Annotated in this window: 19 protein-coding genes; 11 read left to right on the top strand and 8 right to left on the bottom strand. The window is 46.1% G+C overall.

Annotation, left to right across the window (positions count from 1 at the left end):
• The first annotated feature begins 24 nt into the window (after positions 1-24).
• On the top strand, positions 25-1,656 hold the full coding sequence (gene nadB, locus NTW12_01815; GenBank protein ID MCX5845089.1) for an L-aspartate oxidase: 1,632 nt from the start codon (positions 25-27) through the stop codon (positions 1,654-1,656).
• 155 nt (positions 1,657-1,811) lie between these two features.
• Here the strand turns inward: nadB and NTW12_01810 are convergent, their stop codons facing one another.
• Positions 1,812-3,065, bottom strand: a complete 1,254-nt coding sequence (locus NTW12_01810; GenBank protein MCX5845088.1) for a DEAD/DEAH box helicase — start codon at positions 3,063-3,065, stop codon at positions 1,812-1,814.
• A gap of 299 nt (positions 3,066-3,364) precedes the next feature.
• Complete coding sequence (locus NTW12_01805; protein ID MCX5845087.1) at positions 3,365-3,967, bottom strand: flavin reductase family protein; 603 nt, start codon at positions 3,965-3,967, stop codon at positions 3,365-3,367.
• Positions 3,968-4,281: 314 nt separating this feature from the next.
• On the opposite strand from NTW12_01805, the gene menA reads away from it, so the two are divergent.
• The 6 genes from menA (at position 4,282) to NTW12_01775 (ending at position 10,598) form a co-directional block, all read left to right on the top strand.
• Positions 4,282-5,178, top strand: coding sequence for a 1,4-dihydroxy-2-naphthoate octaprenyltransferase (gene menA / locus NTW12_01800; protein MCX5845086.1), 897 nt, complete (start codon positions 4,282-4,284; stop codon positions 5,176-5,178).
• 282 nt (positions 5,179-5,460) lie between these two features.
• Positions 5,461-5,832 (top strand): DUF2784 domain-containing protein, encoded by a 372-nt coding sequence (locus NTW12_01795; GenBank protein ID MCX5845085.1) that lies wholly within the window; start codon positions 5,461-5,463, stop codon positions 5,830-5,832.
• A gap of 112 nt (positions 5,833-5,944) precedes the next feature.
• A complete protein-coding gene (locus tag NTW12_01790; GenBank protein ID MCX5845084.1) occupies positions 5,945-7,279 on the top strand; it encodes a SpoIID/LytB domain-containing protein in 1,335 nt (444 codons plus the stop codon).
• 10 nt (positions 7,280-7,289) lie between these two features.
• Complete coding sequence (locus NTW12_01785; GenBank protein ID MCX5845083.1) at positions 7,290-8,015, top strand: nucleotidyltransferase family protein; 726 nt, start codon at positions 7,290-7,292, stop codon at positions 8,013-8,015.
• A 127-nt stretch (positions 8,016-8,142) separates the two neighbouring features.
• Positions 8,143-9,159 carry a phosphotransferase gene (locus NTW12_01780; protein MCX5845082.1) on the top strand — a complete coding sequence of 339 codons (1,017 nt, stop codon included), beginning with the start codon at positions 8,143-8,145 and terminating at the stop codon, positions 9,157-9,159.
• Between the two features lie 248 nt (positions 9,160-9,407).
• Positions 9,408-10,598, top strand: coding sequence for a nucleoside-diphosphate kinase (locus NTW12_01775; protein MCX5845081.1), 1,191 nt, complete (start codon positions 9,408-9,410; stop codon positions 10,596-10,598).
• On the opposite strand, the gene aat is transcribed toward NTW12_01775, so the two are convergent.
• The 4 genes from aat to NTW12_01755 all read right to left on the bottom strand — a co-directional run bounded on the left by aat (position 10,591) and on the right by NTW12_01755 (position 14,328).
• Positions 10,591-11,283 (bottom strand): leucyl/phenylalanyl-tRNA--protein transferase, encoded by a 693-nt coding sequence (aat, locus tag NTW12_01770; protein MCX5845080.1) that lies wholly within the window; start codon positions 11,281-11,283, stop codon positions 10,591-10,593. The genes NTW12_01775 and aat overlap by 8 nt on opposite strands.
• A gap of 41 nt (positions 11,284-11,324) precedes the next feature.
• Entirely contained in the window at positions 11,325-13,592 is a 2,268-nt protein-coding gene (gene clpA, locus NTW12_01765) for an ATP-dependent Clp protease ATP-binding subunit ClpA (GenBank protein ID MCX5845079.1), read from the bottom strand.
• A 16-nt stretch (positions 13,593-13,608) separates the two neighbouring features.
• Positions 13,609-13,905 carry an ATP-dependent Clp protease adaptor ClpS gene (locus NTW12_01760; protein MCX5845078.1) on the bottom strand — a complete coding sequence of 99 codons (297 nt, stop codon included), beginning with the start codon at positions 13,903-13,905 and terminating at the stop codon, positions 13,609-13,611.
• A 213-nt stretch (positions 13,906-14,118) separates the two neighbouring features.
• Positions 14,119-14,328 (bottom strand): dodecin family protein, encoded by a 210-nt coding sequence (locus tag NTW12_01755; protein MCX5845077.1) that lies wholly within the window; start codon positions 14,326-14,328, stop codon positions 14,119-14,121.
• A gap of 221 nt (positions 14,329-14,549) precedes the next feature.
• Between NTW12_01755 and NTW12_01750 the strand changes: the two genes are divergently transcribed.
• From NTW12_01750 to NTW12_01740, 3 genes are read left to right on the top strand one after another with little or no spacing between them, the layout of a single operon-like run.
• A complete protein-coding gene (locus tag NTW12_01750) occupies positions 14,550-16,028 on the top strand; it encodes a glycosyltransferase family A protein (protein MCX5845076.1) in 1,479 nt (492 codons plus the stop codon).
• A gap of 4 nt (positions 16,029-16,032) precedes the next feature.
• Positions 16,033-17,037 carry a DUF4922 domain-containing protein gene (locus tag NTW12_01745; GenBank protein ID MCX5845075.1) on the top strand — a complete coding sequence of 335 codons (1,005 nt, stop codon included), beginning with the start codon at positions 16,033-16,035 and terminating at the stop codon, positions 17,035-17,037.
• 6 nt (positions 17,038-17,043) lie between these two features.
• The gene (locus NTW12_01740; protein ID MCX5845074.1) at positions 17,044-17,592 is read left to right on the top strand and encodes a M15 family metallopeptidase; all 549 of its coding nucleotides are present in this window, start codon (positions 17,044-17,046) and stop codon (positions 17,590-17,592) included.
• Here NTW12_01740 and NTW12_01735 read toward each other — a convergent pair.
• Positions 17,549-18,367: a DUF1460 domain-containing protein gene (locus tag NTW12_01735; GenBank protein ID MCX5845073.1), complete on the bottom strand. Its 819-nt coding sequence runs from the start codon at positions 18,365-18,367 to the stop codon at positions 17,549-17,551. The two genes, NTW12_01740 and NTW12_01735, sit on opposite strands and share 44 nt — an antisense overlap.
• Before the next feature lie 2 nt (positions 18,368-18,369).
• Positions 18,370-19,188, bottom strand: coding sequence for a metallophosphoesterase (locus NTW12_01730; protein MCX5845072.1), 819 nt, complete (start codon positions 19,186-19,188; stop codon positions 18,370-18,372).
• A 319-nt stretch (positions 19,189-19,507) separates the two neighbouring features.
• Here NTW12_01730 and NTW12_01725 point away from each other — a divergent pair.
• Positions 19,508-20,662, top strand: a 1,155-nt coding sequence (locus NTW12_01725) for a PAS domain S-box protein (protein ID MCX5845071.1), incomplete at its 3' end; no start/stop codon positions are given.

Here is a 20,662-nt window from a genome sequence, read left to right as displayed (position 1 = left end):
GAATATTCAGAGGAACAGCAAATCATGGAATTTACGACAGACTTTTTGGTATTAGGAAGCGGCATTGCAGGATTAAGCTTTGCCATTAAAGCAGCAGATCTTGGAACCGTAGCCATTGTAACAAAAAAAGATAAATCAGAATCAAACACAAATCTGGCTCAAGGCGGGATAGCGGCGGTTTTTGATAAAGAGGACCGCTTTGACTATCATATTAACGATACCCTTGTCTGTGGAGCCGGCCTTTGTAAGGAGGATGTCGTAAGATTCGTTGTTATGGATGGTCCAGAAAGAATTAAGGAACTTATGCAGTGGGGAGTTGAATTTACAAAAGCGGAAAATAGCAATACCACCCCCTACGACCTCGGCCGGGAAGGCGGACATTCCATGCGGCGGGTGCTTCATGCAAAAGACCTGACAGGCCGGGAAATAGAGCGTGCCCTTCATGAGAAAGCGAGCTTAAAAAGAAATATAACAATTTATGAAAACCACATCGGCATCGATCTTATATTGGAATCCACCATCCTGAATCGAAAAAACGACCCCCGGGGTAAGTGTCTCGGTGCGTATATTCTCGATACTGAACGTAACGAAATTCATACCTTTAAAGCAAAATTTACCATTCTGGCTACCGGGGGCACCGGGAAAGTGTATCTCATTACAACAAATCCGGATATCGCCACAGGCGACGGCATTGCCATGGCATACAGGGCAGGAGCCCTCATTGCCAATATGGAATTCATCCAGTTTCATCCAACCTGCCTCTATCACCCGGAAGCCAAATCATATCTGATTAGTGAAGCTGTCCGGGGTGAGGGAGGGATTCTGAGATTAAAAAACGGCTCTCCGTTCATGGATAAATATCATCCGATGAAAAGCCTTGCACCGAGGGACATTGTCGCCAAGGCTATCGACACGGAACTGAAAAAATCAGGGGATGAATACGTTTTGATCGACATCACTCACAAAGACCATGACTTTCTTATCAGTCGATTTCCCAATATTTACAACAAGTGCCTCGAGTTCGGTGTAGATATCACAAAAGATCCGATACCCGTCGTTCCTGCTGCTCACTACCAGTGTGGAGGCGCACTTGTAAATAATTTCGGAGAAACAAATATTGAACGCCTCTTCGCCTGCGGCGAGGTCTCCTGCACCGGGCTCCATGGCGCCAACCGCCTTGCGAGCAACTCGCTTTTGGAAGCAGTGGTCTTTGCCCATCGGTCATTCGTTAAAATATCGGAGATTTTTCATGCAACAAAAGACGATCCGATCTCCATCCCCGCATGGGATCCAAGAGGCGCCACGGAAAGTGATGAATCTATTGTCGTAGCCCACAACTGGGATGAAATCAGAAGACTAATGTGGAACTATGTGGGCATCGTAAGATCCAATAAACGGTTGGATCGTGCGTATCGGAGAATCTGCCTGGTAAGCCGTGAAATCGATGAATACTACAGAAATTTCATTATAACGAGGGATTTAATCGAACTGAGAAATATCGCAACAGTCTCGAAACTCATTATTCATTGTGCCATGATGAGAAAGGAAAGCAGGGGTCTTCACTATAACATCGATTATCCGGAAAAAGATGACATATTATGGTTAAAAGACTCCATTATTTCAAAGGACCAAGAACCCGGTAAAGAAATATCTTGATCACGTTCAACCCCTGAGCATGGCACGTCCACCTACCGATCCATGCCTTGATTTTACCGAAAGATTATCCATAATTTATTGCTATACGTAATATAATCTGATTTTCTTATTGATATTAATGAAAAACAATCGACGTCCGTAATATGTACCATCAGTTAACGCCGTGTTCCGTTACTTTTGGGCTTCTTCCGCTTTTTTGTCTTCAGCCATGCCTCATGATCCTCGATCAGCGACTGAACATCGGGTTCCTTTTTGGGAAGACCAAGCGTACGGACGTAATCTTTTTTACCGATTTTCATCACTTCAATTTCTTTATTTAAAAACTGATGAATCTCCTCAAGGCGCTCTTTCTCCTCTTCGCTGCAGAAGGAAATGGCAACGCCCTTGTTGACGCCCCGTCCGGTCCTTCCCACTCTATGGACATAGTTCTCCGGCTTTTCGGGCAAATCATAGTTGATGACATAGTTGACATCGGGAATATCAATTCCCCGGGCACTTATGTCCGTGGCAATCAACAGATTGCATTCACACGCCTTGAACTTCTTCATCACAGCGGATCTTTCATCCTGATCCTTTTCACCATGAATGGTCAGCGAAGGAATATCGACTCTCGCCAGTGCTTTTGCGACGCGTTCAGCCCGCACCCGGGTTCTCACAAAGACAATGATCCTGCTGTCAGGATTTTCCTTTACAAATCTTTCCAGAAAAAATCGCTTGTCATCCATTTCCACAAACATGACCGCGTGAGAAACATTTTTTGAGACAGGGTCTTCCGGCGATATCTGAATGCGTATGGCAGAGCTTTTCACCTGGGAAAATGCAAGCTTTTTGATCTCCTGATTGATAGTTGCCGAGAAAAAAAGGGTCTGGTGCTTTCGCGTGAGTCTCCTTTTTACTGCTTTGATATCCTCTATAAAGCCCAGGTCAAGCATATGGTCGGCTTCATCAAGGACAAGGGTATCGATCCTGTCCAGTTGAATATACCCCTGATGGATGAGATCAAACATCCTTCCCGGAGTGGTAATCAGAATATCGATGCCGTCCTGAAGCTTTTTAATCTGCGCATCCTGCTCGACACCGCCTACCAGGGGAAACGTTTTTACTTTCGTATGCTTTGAAATACTTGCAAAAACGTCGCCAATCTGCAGAGCCAGTTCGCGGGTCGGAACCATAACCATACATTTGATGCCGGGGGAGCGTTTACTGTTTTTGTCCCTGTGGATTCGATCGATGAGAGGAATCGCAAATGCCGCCGTTTTACCCGTTCCCGTCTGGGCGATGGCAAGAACGTCTTCGCCCTTCATTATGGATGGAATGGATTTGAACTGGATATCCGTCGGCCTCTTGAAACCGAGTTGCAACAGGTTTTGTTTTACTTCTTCTGAAATAGGGTATTTCTCAAACTTCATAATCCCTCAATGTATGGAAACGGATCCGATTTTCGGTAAGGAACAGCAAGTGGTCATTTGGGAGAGTGCGAAATTGAATTGATAAGGTATTGAGTTTCACGGTGGGAGTATATGGAGAAGGATCTTGTGTGTCAATGGAATATTGACCACAAAATATGGGTCTGCCGTTTCCCCCGGGAGACGTTGCTGTAGTATCCGTAATAACGCACCATCTGCTCTCCCCGGTTCGGGATGTGCGAACACGTGGCGGCACGCCAGCCGCATCGGATCAAATACCGGCACCTGACAAGGATTTGAAATCAGCGACGGGTTTGGCGAGGGTGCTTCCGCACGGAAAAGCCATAATGGCCCAGGCAGCGGCCAAGTTCGAAATATTGACCGTGTGCAAACGCGAGCAAGCTGCCTTTCTCCAAACGGAGTCGTCCCTTCGTGTCGAGAAGTGTGGAAGAAACCTGCACGGCAACCACCTCCGCCACAAACATCGTGTGCGAACCCAGTTTCAGGCATTTTTGCACCCGGCATTCGATGTTGAGCAAACACTCCGTAATGATCGGACACTGCACTTTCAATGCCTTCGCCGGCGTTAACCCCGTATCGGCGAACTTGTCCACATTACGGCCGGAAACCGTCCCGCACCAGTCCACCGCCTTCGCCTGCCGCGGGGAGGGGATATTCACCACAAACTCATGCGTGGCCTGGATAATTGCATGAGAATACCGTTCGGGACGGACGGATATCGACAGCATGGGCGGATCACTGCACACACTTCCCGCCCAGGCAATCGTGATCAGGTTCGGTTTCCAGTCCTGCGTCCCGCCGCAACTTACCAAAACCACCGGAACGGGCCATAGCACGTTTCCGGGTTTCCAGGATTGTTTTTTGATGCGCTCGCTCTTCACCATGGTATGATTTCCTCTTGTCTGCGTACGGTCAGAGATACTCCATTATGGTTCATGATTGCGATGCAGTCAATAGAAGAGGGGGCAGCACCCGGTCTTATCAACGAGTTGCTAACGTGTCTTGAATTTTGCCAATCTTTGATGAGGTATTGCTTTTTCACGGTGGGAGTATATGAAGAAGGATTTTGAGTGTCAAGAGGAGTTTGACCACAACATATGGGGTTTTGATGATCGCATCGCCCAAATAAACTTGACATCACTGCCCTTTTTAATTAGATTGCTCAGCGAATTACTAAAAAAGATTTGGAAATTAATGTATGTTAAACCATATCAAAAAGTATGTTATCGCAACCCGTCCATGGTCATTCACCATGTCCTTAATTTCCGTTTCCGTAGGAACGCTTCTGGCTGCTGAAGAGGGATCTGTGTCCTGGGCCTGGTTTGCCATAACCGCCATCGGCATTACCCTTTTCCACGCCACGGCCAATCTCATCAACGATTACTTTGACACCCTCTACGGGATCGACCAAGAGGACTCGCCAACAGCCAAATATCGTCCCCAGCCCATCTTATCCGGGATGCTTACACCTCGCCAAGTCTTAGGGGAAGCCGTCATCCTTCTTGTTTTAACCGTTGCTATCGGTTTGACAATAGCCATTGTCCGTTCATGGCATGTTCTCTGGATCGGCATCATCGGACTTTTTACAAGCATCTGCTACACTGCTGGTCCCGTTAAGTTCAAGTATCGCGCCCTCGGTGAATTTGCAGTCTTTATGATGTGGGGTCCTCTCATGATTGAAGGAGCTTATGCGGTTCAGCGCCAGGCACTTTCAATGAAGGCTCTCTATATCTCTATTCCCTTCGGGGTTCTTGTCGCCCTTGTTCTCTTTGCCAACAATATGAGAGATATCGCCTATGATTCACGCCATAAAGTGAAAACCGTAAGCATCATGCTGGGAAGCCGCAAAAGCTACACCCTTTTTGCGGGACTCATCGTGCTGGCCTATGCCTATGTCCTCGGCATGATTATCACGGGAATTATGAGCCTCTGGGGACTGCTGATCTTTCTCTCCCTTCCCAAAGCTGTAAGTCTTTTAAAAACCTTCAATGAGAAGATCCCCGATATGGCTGATGCTTTGACGGCCCAGTTTGACACCGTTTTCGGTATTCTTCTCATCCTGGCTATTTTTCTTGAAACACAGTTTATTCTGTGATTTTCGCCGCCATCCTGCTTATCGGCGCCTGTCGGGCATTTACCTTCGGGGTGGCCTGGGGAAAATGCTGAGGCAAGTTTATTTTTCTGTGCTTATCATCCGCCTTTATTCCTGAGAAACACCTTTGCATCTTCAATTATTCCTTTCGCGTACACATGGAGGAGTCATGTTTTTTCACAGAATTTCATACTGATACATTTTCTTAAATAACTTCGAATATTTTGCTATACTAGTGAAAAGTGAAGATATTTGTTACCCGATAGAGATAATGACAGGCATGATATGTTATACAGAATAGCGGCTGATTTTGTAATCTTCATTCATTTTTTGTGGATTGCCTTTGTGATCCTGGGATTTCCGTTATTCCTCATTTTGAATCTCCCAAAATGGCGGGTTATTCATCTGACGGCACTGATTGGCATGGTTGTCATGCAACTTACCCGCACCATCTGCCCCCTGACGTACCTTGAAGCTTACCTCAAATCGAAAGGCGCGTCCGGCCAGGTCTACCCCGGTCAATTCATGATACATACCATAGAAAAACTTATTTATGTTGAGGATTTAACCCTTGAAAAAATAACCTGTGCGACAATCATTTTTCTTGTCGTCGTTTTGCTCTCGTTCTGGTTCAGGCCGGTCCGGTTTAAATATTAAGAGAGTAATGACACTGAGTGTAGATGTTCCCATGTCGCAGCTAAGCAAGGGTTAAACATTGAATTATCACCCTGTTTCTGATATGGGCGTGCATGGTGCAAGACAAAACAGTATGATGACAGAAGAACCAAAGATAAAAGTAGGCATCATCGAGCAATGCAGGAAAGTCGACGGGTGTTTTAACGGCCCATATCGCCTTGATAATGACCGGCTGCTCGATGGAGGATTTACTGTCCGCGTTGCAGAGTGTCATATTATTCTTTACGATGCCGCCGGCAGCGAGGTAGCACGGCAAAAGGAAATCCGATGTACTCCTTTGAATGATTCCACCTTCACCCTCTTTGATGTGACAATCGGTGTTCATTTCCACTGGGAAAGGAAACAGGAACAGACGTTCCGGGGAGATCTGAGACTGATTTTTGATAAAGATGAAACGCTGGTTGCCATCAATGAAATCCTTTTAGAAGATTACCTGGCAAGCGTCATTTCGTCAGAAATGAGCGCTGAAGCTCCGCTGGAATTTCTGAAGGCCCACGCGATAACATCGCGAAGCTGGCTCATGGCCATGCTGAGCCGCGCCCGAAAGGTAAAAGGCGCCGATACGGTATCGCCCGGGTCGGACCAGCACATGGATGAGCGTATCCGCTGGTACGATAGAGTCGACCACACGCTTTTTGACGTTTGTGCGGACGATCATTGCCAGCGGTATCAAGGTGTTACCCGATTAATATCAGGAAACGCCCGGGATGCCGTTGACGCAACACGCGGTACATTTCTTGTCCATAACAGCGAGGTTTGCGATGCCCGCTACCATAAAGCCTGCGGCGGTCTGACGGACAATTTCGAGAACACCTGGGAGAATACGCCAATTCCGTACCTTACCTCTGTTTCCGATTCTGCCATTCTTCACAACCCGATTCGCACGGAAGCCGAAGCCAAGCGATGGATTCTCTCAAATCCTGAAGCATATTGTTATACGACAGATGGGAACATCCTGCGGCGGATTCTCCCCTCCTTCGATCAGGAAACCACGGATTTCTTCCGGTGGAAGGTGGTGTATACACGTAATGAACTGGAAGATATCATCCGGGAGAAATCGGGAATGGATTTCGGTAATCTCCGGAATCTCGCTCCTCTTGAGCGGGGTCCGTCAGGCAGGATTATGCGGCTGAAAATCAAGGGATCAAAAAAGACTCTCACCATAGGCAAGGAACTCAATATTCGACGCTGGCTTTCCCGGAGCCATCTCTACAGCAGCGCCTTCATTGTTTCTGTTGAGCGTGATTCCTCCGGGCTTCCAATTCGCTTTATCCTGAATGGCGCCGGTTGGGGACACGGTGTCGGCCTATGTCAGATTGGGGCGGCAGTAATGGCTTTGAAAGGATCACAAGCAGAATCCATTTTAAAACACTATTTTTGCAGTGCAGAACTGAAGAAATTATATTGAAAAACCATCGATGAAAATGTCACCTATTAAAACCGCTTTTATCCTGGGTGCAGGACTGGGAAAGCGTCTCCGCCCCCTGACCAATAACTGTCCGAAACCTCTGTTGCCTGTCGGTGGGCGTCCGATCATCACCTATGCCATGGATCACCTGACATCGGCGGGTATCAAACGGTTCATCATCAACACCCACCATTGCGCAGACGTGTATCATCAGATATTCCCGGATCAGCAGTGGTGTAGTGTGCCCATCATCTTCCGTCACGAACCGGTGCTTCTGGATACCGCCGGGGGAATTAAGAACATTGAAGATCTCCTTGACAATGACGAAACGATCCTGATTTACAACGGCGACACCATTACGGACCTGCCATTGCAACGTCTCATCGATACACATTATACAGAGAAACAGGAAGTCACTCTGGCATTGAGGAGCAGCGGCTCGCTTCTAAATGTTAATCTGAATGCCCGCGGTCAGATATGCGACTTGAGACACACCCTGGGCGACCCGGGCGTCAGGAGCTGCCTCTTTACGGGCATCTATATCGTGGAAAAATGTTTTCTCAATCGCCTGAAAGCCGGTCGAGTGGAATCGGTCATCCCCATTTTTATTGAGATGATCCGAGAACAACCAGGATCGGTGGCAGGGGTGCTTATTGACGAAGGACGTTGGTACGATATCGGTTCAGTGGCGGAATATGAAAAAATGAATGCTTTGCTATCAGGACAAGAATCTTAGTAAACCTTCATGCCAAGCTCCCCTTTTATAAAAGGGGATTGAGGGGGATTTTTCAAATGGGATTGTAAAAAAATCCCCCCTTCCCCCCTTTTCCAAAGGGGGAATAAAAAGTTATTTTCGGAATAATATGAAATACCTACACCATGAAATACTCCCCTTTGTACGTCAGACACTGGGTCTTGGAAAATCGATTACCGTCCAAATGGCGCCAGTGACAGGAGGCGGATCGAGCAGATCGTTCCAGAGAGTCCGTTATGGAAATAATGGTTCTGTTATCTTTATGCAGTACGACAGGGATCATGAGGAGAACAACTACTACGCAGCAATTGCGGAGTTCCTCCGGGAGATCGATGTACCGGCGCCCCGGATCGCGGCTCATGATCCTGCAAGGGGCTTCATTGTCATGGAAGACCTGGGAGATGTGGATCTTTGGTCTTTTCGGCATGAATCATGGTCGACAAGAAGCGCATATTACCGCAAAACCCTGGCCATTACGTACAGACTCCATTCCTTTCCGGCAGAGGATTTCCCTTCGGAAAAGGTTCCCCTGATGGAGGGATTCGGTCCGGATCTTTACCGATGGGAGCGAAATTATTTCTGTGAAAACTTTGTTCGGGCGGTTTGCGGTATCAAGTTAAGTTTAACTGAAGGGGAAAAACTAGAAGATGAATTGAGGGACTTATCTGACCGGCTTGAGAACATAAAACCCACACTTGTGCATCGAGACCTTCAGTCCCGGAATATTATGATTTGCAAAGGCGAACCGGTATTTATAGACTTCCAGGGTATGCGCTTCGGCAATTTGTTTTATGACCTGGGATCACTCCTCTATGATCCTTATGTTTCTCTGACAGAGGGTGAACGGATGGAGCTGCTTCAGTGTTACTACCAGCGTTGGGATCGGGATGACTGGAGTGAGTTTCAGGAGAAATTTCGGGAGGCATCGGCACAGCGCCTCATGCAGGCTCTCGGCGCTTATGGATTCTTAGGATTGAAACGTGACCTTTCAGAATTCCTCTCGCACATCCCCAACGCTATTGCAAATCTCCTTGATGCCGCCACCAGAACATACCGACTCCCACTACTGAGAAATCTTGCCTTGAGGTGTCAGGACACTCTGAAAAGCAGACAATCAATTCGATAATATGCCTCAGACAAAGCATCTTTAAGATAGTATTTTATCGATCTGTGAATTTTTTTCACAACCGGCGGGTGGGTACCTGAAAAGGAATAAGGTACTATATTGTAAGTTCTTTATCGTTGACACACAGCTATTCTCGTTCTATATAACTTTGAAATAGGGAATATTTCTTTGATTCTGTATTACAGACATATTACTGATAACCGGAATTTACATAAATATAAGCTCCCGTAATATAAAGGATAATTTACATGTCAACCGAATTAACATATGTGCTCATCACCCCTTATAGCCTCATCAAGTCACGGACAGGAAATATTATTGCGCGCCTCATGTCGTTTTCCGGCTGCGATCTTGTCGGTATTCGGATGATGCGACCATCCGATGAATTAGTCGATGAATATATAAAACGTGTTAAGAGTCTCAGTATTAATCCCAAAGTAGAAAACGCGCTCATCGATTACATAGATCAGAACCTCAGACATGAAAATATCCTCGGTCAGGCGAACCGGTGCCTGTTCCTTTTGTTTGAGGGTAAAAATGCCGTGGAGCGGATCTACGAAGTTGTCGGCAAGCTTACAACAGAGGCGGAATCAGAGGCCATTCGCGGAACCATCCGGGGAACTTATTGCGACTATATTACCACCCCTGATGGAACCGTCCGATACTTCGAACCGGCGGTATTGGTACCGACGAATCCTGAATATGCGAAAAGTAATTTGGAGATGTTCGCACGGCTTGGATTCAACGACTCCGGTATCTACGATGAGTGTGCTGAAGGGGAAACAACACTGGTAATTTTGAAGCCGGACAATTTTTTCAAGCATTCGGTTCGACCCGGCAACATGATCGACATGTTTTCCAAGACAGGACTACGACTCGTTGGCGCCCGTGTGATTCGGATGAGCGCCGCCCAGGGTGAGGAGTTCTATGGAGCTCTCCGTGATGAGTTCAAGAAAAAACTTAAGTTCCGGATCGCGGATAAAATCAGTGAAGGGATCAGCGGGCTCTTTGATTTCAAGATAGGCTCTGAAGAATACAATGCCATGGCCGACATTATCGCTAATAAGAACGCCGCGCACGAGTTTTCGTTAATTGTCAAATATATGACCGGCGTTGATCCGACCAGGGTATCTCCCGGTGACCGCAATAAACCCGGCATGCACCGATCGCTGGCGCTTCTGTACCGAGGCCCCAACGCGGTTATACAAATCCGTGAACGCCTGGGTGTGACTGATCCGGCACAGGCAGAGGCAGGCACCATTCGTTCTGATTTTGGACAGAACATCCTCCAGAATGCCGCACATGCCTCCGACTCAATCCCGAGCGCCATCCGTGAACGAAAGATTATAGGCCTCTATGAAAACACTGGTGACGACTGCAAGGAAATAATCCTCAACTGGCTGAAGGATGGTGGCAGTAGTTCGGCTTTTGTCAGCTGAACTCGGGCATGTACTCCCAGTTCCCTCGAAGGGTCTCATGCTGTAATCCTTTTTTGAGCAGGTCAATAAACTCACTCCGATGAACATAGCGCGCACCCATGTTTTCCATATGAGCTGTATATACCTGGCAGTCTAAGAATTCAAACTTCACTTCTTTTAACTTGTAAACCAAATTGATCAGCGCCGCTTTTGACGCGTTACTCATGAGCGAAAACATAGACTCGCCGAAAAAACACCTGCCAAGAGACACACCGTAGATACCGCCGACGAGTTCTTCCCCGTACCAGACCTCCGCAGAATGAGCAAACCCCAGTTGGTGTAAAAAACAATACGCCTCAAGCATATCATCCGTAATCCATGTCCCTTTCTGTTTCCGCCTCGGTTTTTGACACAATGTGACTACTTTACGGAAGTTATGATCATAGGTAACCCTGAAAATGTTCTTCCGTAATACCTTCTGCATACTCCGGGAAACCTTGAGTTCCTCCAGGAACAATACGAATCGCTGATTGGGAGACCACCAGATAATGGGATCACCATCGGAATACCATGGGAAAATCCCCTGGCGATAAGCCTCCAGAAGCCTGCCGGGTGAAAGGTCGCCGCCGATGGCAAGAATCCCGCTCTCCGATGCAAGGTGCACGGGGGGAAATGTGGTTTCGTCACCCAGTCGAAAAATAGGCATGAGATAGTTGATATCTTTTTAAAAGGCAGGGGATACTATGATTACCCTTCAATGACCCGCAAAGCCACATCATCATTTTCAATATCCGCAAGAGCAGTGCCGCCCTTATGCAGTTTCCCGAAAAGCACCTCATCCACAAAGAACCGTTTTATCTTGTCCTGGATGAGCCGGGCAATCTCTCTTGCCCCGAACTCCTCAGAATAACCTTTACGGCCAAGCCAATCATAACACTGGTCGGTAACCTGCAGTGATACATTTTTCTCCTGCAACTGAACTGAAAATTCACCGATGGCCTTTTTGACAATCAAGAGAACCACTTCATGGGTCAGGCCGTTGAAATTTACTACGCCATCGAGTCGGTTTCTGAACTCGGGGGAAAAGATTCGCTCCACCGCCGTAAATACTGCATCCCGGTTGATGGTCTTGGCCTCGAATCCGATAGTTTGCCTGCCCATCTCACGCGCTCCCGCATTCGATGTCATGAGGACAACCACATTGCGGAAATCCGCTTTTCTTCCGCTGTTATCCGTCAGTGTTGCATAGTCCATAACCTGAAGGAGGGTGTTGAATATATCAGTATGGGCCTTCTCGATTTCATCGAGGAGCAGGACAGAATGCGGGTTCTTCCTTATAGCCTCTGTAAGGAGTCCACCTTCTTCGTAACCCACATAGCCCGGAGGCGCCCCCACAAACTTTGCCACGGTGTGCTTCTCCTGGTATTCACTCATATCATAACGGTTGAGCGGCACTCCGAGAGTATCAGCAAGCTGGCGAGCCAGCTCAGTTTTACCCACACCCGTCGGCCCCACAAACAAAAGAGAGGCAATGGGTTTATGAGGTTCACGGAACCCTACCCGTGAACGCTTGATTGCCTCTACCACAAAATCAATCGCCTGATCCTGCCCAAAGATCCTCCCCTTCAGACTTGTCTCCAGATCCTTCAGCTTGTCAAGATCGGAGGAAGAAACGTTTCTCTCAGGAATCCGGGCGATCTTTGCAACGATCGCCTCAATGTCATGGTTATTAATAATCTTTTCCGTAGATTCATCAGCATCCTTCATATTGGCGAGAGCGCCTGCCTCATCAATCACATCGATCGCCTTGTCCGGCAACCTGCGGTCATTGATATATTTATCGGATAATTCCGCAGCCGCCCGAAGGGCCTCTTCGGTATATGACACACGATGATATTCTTCGTATTTATTCTTGAGACCCTGCAGAATCTTGAAGGTTTCATCTGTTGTAGGCTCGGATACTTCAATTTTCTGGAACCTGCGGGACAGGGCTCCATCTTTCTCAAAATATTTACGGTATTCATCGTATGTTGTGGAACCAATACATCGGAGCTTTCCCGAAGCCAGTGAGGGCTTCAGGATATTGGACGCATCCAGGGAACCTCCGGAAACAGCCCCTGCACCGACAATATTATGAATCTCATCAATGAAGAGTATTGCCTTTTCCTGTTTCTGAAGTTCCGCAATCACCCGTTTCATACGCTCTTCAAAGTCTCCCCGGAATCTTGTACCGGCTATGATCGCACCCATGTCCAGGGCATAAATCTTTGAACCCTTCAGGCGTTTCGGAACCTTTCCATCGTCAATGAGCTGCGCAAGTCCTTCGGTAATAGCCGTTTTCCCTACACCAGGCTCGCCGACATGTACCGGGTTATTCTTGAATCGCCGGCACAGCACCTGAATGGTCCTTTCAAGAATATCCTCTCTCCCAATCAGGGGATCTATCTCGCCGGCCCTCGCCTTGGCCGTCAGTTCAGTCGTGAATGCCTTTAATATCTTGTTTTGCTCTGAATCCTTTTCCCTGGAGGGCTGTTCAGATTCACCTTCATCCCTTTTGCTATCCTGCTTTTGCGTATCCGTCGCTTCAGGTAATATGGAAACACCGTGAGAGATATAATTAAGCAAAGCAAGTCGAGTAACACCTTCTTTTCTCAGGAAAAATGAGGCATGGGATTCTCTTTCATCAAAAATGGAAACGAGAACATCTCCTAATTCCACGATATTCTTCTGTGCTGAGGTTGTATGCCATACAGCCCTCTCCAGAACATTTTGAAATCCCAGTGACTGGACGGACTGGGCGTCACCCACAACGGGATTGCTCTCTCGGAGATGCTTTGATAATACTCTTTTTAAATGCTCCGGATCGCCACCGCATCTTTGGATGATTTCGGCCCCATCATCAAAGAAAAGTGCGGCGTACAGAAGGTGTTCCGGTGTCACAAATTCATGAGACCGCGTATTGGCTTCAGCATAAGCGGCCATGATAATTTGATTGAGACTTTCACTTATTTTCATAGTATTTCCCCGATGGTCAGGCCTCCTCCAATGAACACTTTAGAGGAAATTCTCTCCTCTTCGCCATGCTATGGACATGAGCCACTTTGGTGGAGGCAATATCATACGTATACACCCCGCACATACCCGCCCCTTTTTTATGGACATCAAGCATGATCTTGGTCGCTTCCGCAGCCGGCTTGTGGAACACAACCATGAGTATTTCTATCACAAAGTCCATCGTGGTATAATGATCATTATAAAGTATAACCCGATACATCTTTGGCTCTTGCAGAACAGTGTCGGGTTCTAGCTTGATATCTCTATCATTCATTGAATCGGGATCAGGGTACTTCGGCATATAAATTTCCCAAACTGTAAATCAGCAGTTTTCTATTCACTCTTTTGTTGAATAATATAAGACAAGGAAGACAGTCTGTCAATGGGGTTATTTGTGGCAGTAGATGATGAAGTGTTATCAAAGATAAAGAGGGGTCTTTCGACCCCTCTGCCTTTTTAATGTTATTTTATAGTGAACACAATCCGTCTATGCACCTTCTTTGTACTTGAATGAGATATTGAGTCTTACCCTGAAGGACGTTATTTTCCCATCTTCAACGGTAACGTCCAGCTTTACAACCTCCGCAACTCTCAAATCTTCGAGTGACTTTGAAGAGGTTGTCAGGGCGACCTGGGCAGCATCTTCCCATGATTTGGGACTTGTTCCAACAATTTCAATAATTTTGTATACTGACATACTATGCCCCCTCCTTTCTCTTGACCGTGTTAAACGTGTTAACCTCACCTCACTTTGAAGAAGGATAGCATAACGATACTATTTGTCAAGTAAGTTCATAAGGCAAAAACTTTATCTTTGTATCCATTAATTTCTGTGTTAAAAAATGATACCTATGAAACGGGTGAGAAAGATAGTACTTATCGCGGATATAATCAGGATACGCTTTTAGGAGATAACCCATGGGCAAGATAACCGCCGTTATTCCGTTCAGTGCGAAGTCATATTTTACAGGGATGATTCAACCCTTGATGGAATCACCCTTGATTGACAAAGTTATCGTTCTCCATGACTCGTCATTCAAGTCACCATGGCCGAAATGTGAAGGCATGCAAGCCGAATCCCTGACTTCGGGCAAGGCGCTCAATAAACTTATCGAAAAAATCAGCACAGATTTTCTCTTCATACTCACTCAATCTCAGGAAATTCATATTACACCCGGCGCCCTGGAACGTTTTATCGATGTAGCGGAATTGACAGATGCAGGTATGGTCTATTGTGACTATTTGGAAAAGAAAAATGGAGAACTTATTGAACATCCCCTGAATGACTATCAATCGGGAAGCATCCGTGATGCATTTGACTTCGGGTCTGTAATCCTTTTTTCTATCCCCGCAGTTATCCGAGTATTCAATAAATACGGCGCCATACCGGAGGTAAAACACGCCGGTTTATATGACCTCCGATTGAAGCTCTCCATTGAACACCGACTTTTTCATATTCAGGAATTTCTCTACACAAAGGGTGAAATAGACGAAACGGGCAAAGAGGGATCGTCACGTGAAAGCCTGTTCGATTATGCCGACCCCCGCAACCAAGCCGTACAAAAAGAAATGGAGGAGGTTGTTACACGGCATTTAAAAAACATCGGCGCCTGCCTCGAACCGTACTTTAAGAAGGTACCCGTCTCAGAGCACAAATTCCCTGTCGAGGCAAGTGTGGTAATTCCGGTACGTAACCGTTTAAGAACAATCACGAACGCGGTACAAAGTGCTCTGTCTCAGGAGACGAACTTTCCGTTCAATGTTATTGTTGTTGATAACCACTCCACGGATGGCACAACACCAATCCTGGTTGAGCTCTCTCAACGTTATCCCGCACTCAAGCATATCATTCCATCACGATTCGATCTCAGTATCGGAGGGTGCTGGAACGAGGCGGTCTTTTCGGAATTTTGCGGTCGCTACGCCGTTCAGTTAGACTCAGACGATTTGTACAGCAGTCCTGAGACGTTGCAGAAGATCATCAACGTATTCCGAAACGGCGACTTTGCAATGGTTACCGGATCTTATACGCTCGTTAATGAATTGCTGGAGCAAATACCACCCGGTTTAATCGACCACAGGGAATGGACCGACGCCAACGGACGCAATAATGCGTTGCGCATCAACGGCCTGGGAGCCCCGAGAGCATTTGACACTGAGCTTCTTCGCGCTATCGGATTCCTGAATGTCGGCTATGGAGAAGACTATGCGATAGCCCTGCGGCTGTCACGAGAGTATCGGATAGGCAGAATTTATGAGAGTATCTATTTTTGCCGCCGATGGGAGGGAAATACCGACGCCGCACTGTCCATTGAGAAGATTAATCGTAATGATGCGTTCAAAGACAAGATTCGTACGATCGAGATCATGGCGCGTCAAAAGTTGATTGCGAAATAAGACCATGCTGATCGACAACCTGCTGAAACAAAGAATTTTTACATCATTCAACAGTAATGCTTCCGAACCGTCACTAGCTGCCCTTTGCCTCGAACTGCTCACACAGCAGAAAACTTCGTGGCAAGAACTCTCCCATGGATATATTGCCATGGGCAATATACGTGTGCGTGAGCTCCGTTGCAGTGGATTTTCGGTAAAGCTCCAGTTCAATCCGGCAAGGATTATCAGCACTGCGGCGCCGGTTGATAAAAAATCCATTAATAAAAGGCCATGCTTCCTATGTCTCGAAAATCTCCCTGATGCGCAACGGTGTATTGTATACCGGCATGATTTTATTATACTCTGCAACCCTTATCCGATATTTCCGAAGCATTTTACAGTTTCCCACATCAGACATATTCCCCAGTCTTCAGAAGGCGCCCTTCCGGCATTTTTGTCATTGGCAAAGGATTTCGGTCCGGATTTCAACATATATTACAACGGACCACAAAGCGGGGCTTCCGCACCGGACCACATGCATATTCAGGCAGCTCCGGTCGGGGTACTGCCGATCGAGAAAGAAATTCAGGACAGCGACAAACGGATTCTCATGAAACGTGGAGATGGCATATCCCTCTTGAGAGTAAAAAACGTGGGGCGGGAAATTATTATTATTGAAGGAAATAATTATGGCGCCGTCAGTACCGCTTTAATGAACGTTATTTCGGCGCTGAAAAGTGTCCTGTCAACACCCGATGAGCCGATGCTGAATCTCCTGTGCTCATATAACAGAAATGCATGGCAAGTCGTGATTTTCCCGCGACGCAAGCATCGTCCCGACGTCTATTTTTTACCGGGGAGTGAACGGATACTGATCTCGCCGGGATTGGTGGATATGGGAGGGGTTATTATAACCCCGATAGAAAAAGATTTTATCGCCATCGATCATGAGCTGATTCAGAACATTTACAAAGAAATTTCCGTGGACCCCGAAACGATTCAAAAAGCAATTGAAGCCGTATCACTTTAAAGCCTTATGAATATTCCCATAATCGACAGTAGTATGACCTTTGAGGAAGCCGTTTTTGGCACAAAAGCACCCAAGGAGGTTATCGATTCCTTATGCCTTATCACTGTATGCTACCGGGCTTTCGATGGTCGATTACACCAGGGGCAACTTGTCGTTCACAGGGGTGTAGAAAAAGAGGTGATCGAGATTTTCGAGATAATCGAACGGTTAAAATTCCCCATAGCCCGGGTGGTCCCGATTGTGAAATACGATTGGTCGGACGACATGTCAATGGCAGATAACAACTCCTCCGCCTTTAACTACCGCTTCGTTTCGGGCACGGAAAGGTTATCACACCACGCGTATGGAAAGGCTGTAGATATTAATCCGTATCTGAATCCCGTCATATACGAAAACGGACGGATTGATCCGCCAGATGCAATCTATGATCCGGAAAGATCAGGAACTCTTTCCGAAACCCATTCCATTGTGAGGGAATTCCTTAATCGGGGATGGCGGTGGGGAGGATATTTCAGGCCATCAATAGATTATCATCATTTTGACAAACCGGATTAACCCGCCCAACCATAATTCCGGTCATCATTTTTCTTCTGGAGAGATACTGATACAAAGTGGTAACGGAAAGAACAATCATCTTCTCGATTTTCGATGCATGTAAAAGATGAATCCTTCTCCCGATGCGGACAGCCAGACCGACATGTACGACATCCAATCCCTCGATACCGGTAGTAACGGCGATAAGATCCCCGTTCTCAATTCCATTCTCGAACCGTCTTAATTCAGCTTTTTTAATATAGGACAGCGACCTGCCGGACAGGTTCATTTCAACAGTCTTCATATCCCGGAACGATCCATCAGTGCTCAACCCGGTATAATCATCCCGATGCATCGTCATAAAATTGATTTCTTTTAAAAAAGGTTCCCCTCCCTTTTCCCCGGTAATATCCTTGACAACCCCTTTACGTTCATTATCGAAGAGCCAATCTGAAAAATAATGAAGGCGCGAAGAATATCCGTTTACTATACCATTGCGGTAACGGATTTTTTCCAACTCGGCAGCATAGTCCTCGAAGGTGAATATTTCCTCCCTGATCTGCCTTGCCAGCACCACAACATTTTCGATAAAGGTGAAACAATCGAATCCCCTTAAGTTTATGACAAGGCTCTCCTCACTTTCAATTTCAAGTGTATTGCTCACATAAGGAAACCCAAGAAAATATTTTCCCACATTGAGCATCAGTTCACTGATTGATTGTGCTCTCTTCCATTTCCGACAGGCAGAATCAATCAGGTCGTCATAAATAATACGATCTGCTGAACGATAAATCACTATTAAACCTCCGCATTATCCTCAGGTATTACCATAGTGAGATATTTTTTTTCATCATACGTCGAACCCGGGTTGATCGAAATCAGATGTTCTTTTTTTACCACTTTCTGAACGTGAGTGTGTGCACATATGTGGTATCTTACCTTGGGATGTAGTAAGAGCATGTCTCCAAGTCTATAACTGCCCATAAAGGCATTGCAGAAATTCAATCCGGGAAAATCGTCCAATAATGTTAACATTTCCACAAAACCGATGTGATGGGTAACGACAACAATCTGATCCACCTCTGATTCAAGCGTCCGTATATCTTCCTTCAGCTTTTTCAGGAGTTCATTCATATAGTCACTGTCCGTTTTGCCAAGCCTGATAAAACGGACATCATTCCAGATAATATGCCCGCCAAATATCTTTTTTTCGTATGATGAACGTGGTGGAAGTTCTTTGGGAGCAAAAGAATAATCATACCAGGAGCAATTGCCCGCAAAACCGATATCATCGATAATCTCCGGATTCTCATCCAGGAGTTGAAAGCCGCATCCCTTGATTCTGTTTTTCATGAATTCAAGATGACTGATCGTACCACCTTCATGGCTCCAGTATTCGTGGTTTCCGAAAACTGCAAGTCGCACTGGTGCAATTGTTCTGAAATAATTCAAACATTCTTCCAGTTTCGGGGAGCCAAACCCCACCGTATCGCCCGCCAGTACAAGGACATCCGGTTTTTCAGCTTCCATGCTTTTTATAAATTGAAGGAATGCCTCTTGTTCCGTCTGGTTCCGTATCAGGTCGTAATGGATGTCACCGGTTGCAACGATTTTCATAATTCTTTAAAATATTGAGGAACGATCATAATCTTAAAGTTTGCTATTATTTAAAAGTTATCGATATAAAAATGCCTGATAATCCTTCTTTAGATTGATTCTATCATGTCATCATATAAAGTCACAAGTGAAAGGACATACAAACATAAAATTTTGTACCACTGATAAAACTGCTGTAAATTATTACCTTTATAACTGCAAAACCTATCAAAAAGAGTTAGCAGCCCTTCAGAAAATAATTTACAAATCACCATTAACAAAAATTCTAAAAATAGTGTATAATTTAAGCATTCAATCGCTTCTCTTAAAGAGATGTATGATGAAAGATAAATATAAGACAAAAAGGCAGCTCATAAAAGAACTTGAAGAAATGCGCCAGCTTGTTTCAGAATTGAACGCGGGAGAATGGAGGCACAGGCGGGCGGAAGAAGAACTGTACGCGGAGAAGGAAAAACTCCAGTCCATTATAGATGCAATGGTATCCGGTGTAAGCATCCAGGATTTAGATTATAATATCATCTATCAAAATGAGGTATTGAAGAACGCTTTCGGAGACCGACTGGGGGAAAAATGTTACCGGGTCTACGAAGGTAACGATACAATTTGTGACGGATGTCCGGTGAAAATGGCATACAGAGACGGTAAAGCCCATACATCCGAAAGAAGAGTAATAATGCCGACCGGAGAACTTACCATCTGGGAAAATACAGCGAACACCATCAGAGACGCCGGCGGGAAAATTGTTTCCTGTCTTGAGATTGCCAGGAATATAACCGAACGTAAGCGGACGGAGGAGGCATTGCGAGAATCTGAGGAGAAATATCGATCCCTGGCATCATCTGCAGATTCAATGTACCTTGTAGATAGAGATTGCAAGTATCTGTTTATGAATGAAAGACACTTAGAAAGGTTTGGTCTTCCCTGGGATCAAGTAGTAGGGAGAACGTATAGTGAGGTTCATTCAGAGGACGACGCGTGTGAATTTACCCAGTATGTGGAACATGTATTCGACACCGGCACATTTATCCAGCATGAGCATGAAAGTGAAAGAGACAGAAGGTATTTTCTCCGGACATTCAGTCCTGTTAAAAGTACAGAAGGAAAAACAGTAGCTGTAACTGTTGTTTCAAAGGATATCACTGACCGTAAACAGATAGAGGAAAAACTCCAGGAAAGCGAACAGCGACTGTACAACGTTATTCAGGGTTCCCCCCTTCCTACCTTTGTAATCGGGAAGGACCACAGGGTGCTCTACTGGAACAAGGCATTGGAAGAGCTCAGTGGTATCAAGCCTGAAGAAGTCATCGGCACAACACATTATTGGAGGGCATTCTACGGCAAGGAGAGGCCGTGCATGGCTGACCTGCTGGTGGATCAGGCGCTGGAAGCGATTCCTCAATGGTATTTTGAAAAGTATATGAAGTCCCGCTTGTTGGATGAGGCATATGAGGCGACGGACTTTTTCCCGGAACTG

This window comes from Deltaproteobacteria bacterium (assembly GCA_026388545.1).
GTDB lineage: Bacteria > Desulfobacterota > Syntrophia > Syntrophales > UBA2185 > JAPLJS01.
Note: the sequence above shows the minus strand (reverse complement) of the source record. Positions and strands in the feature narration are given on the sequence as shown.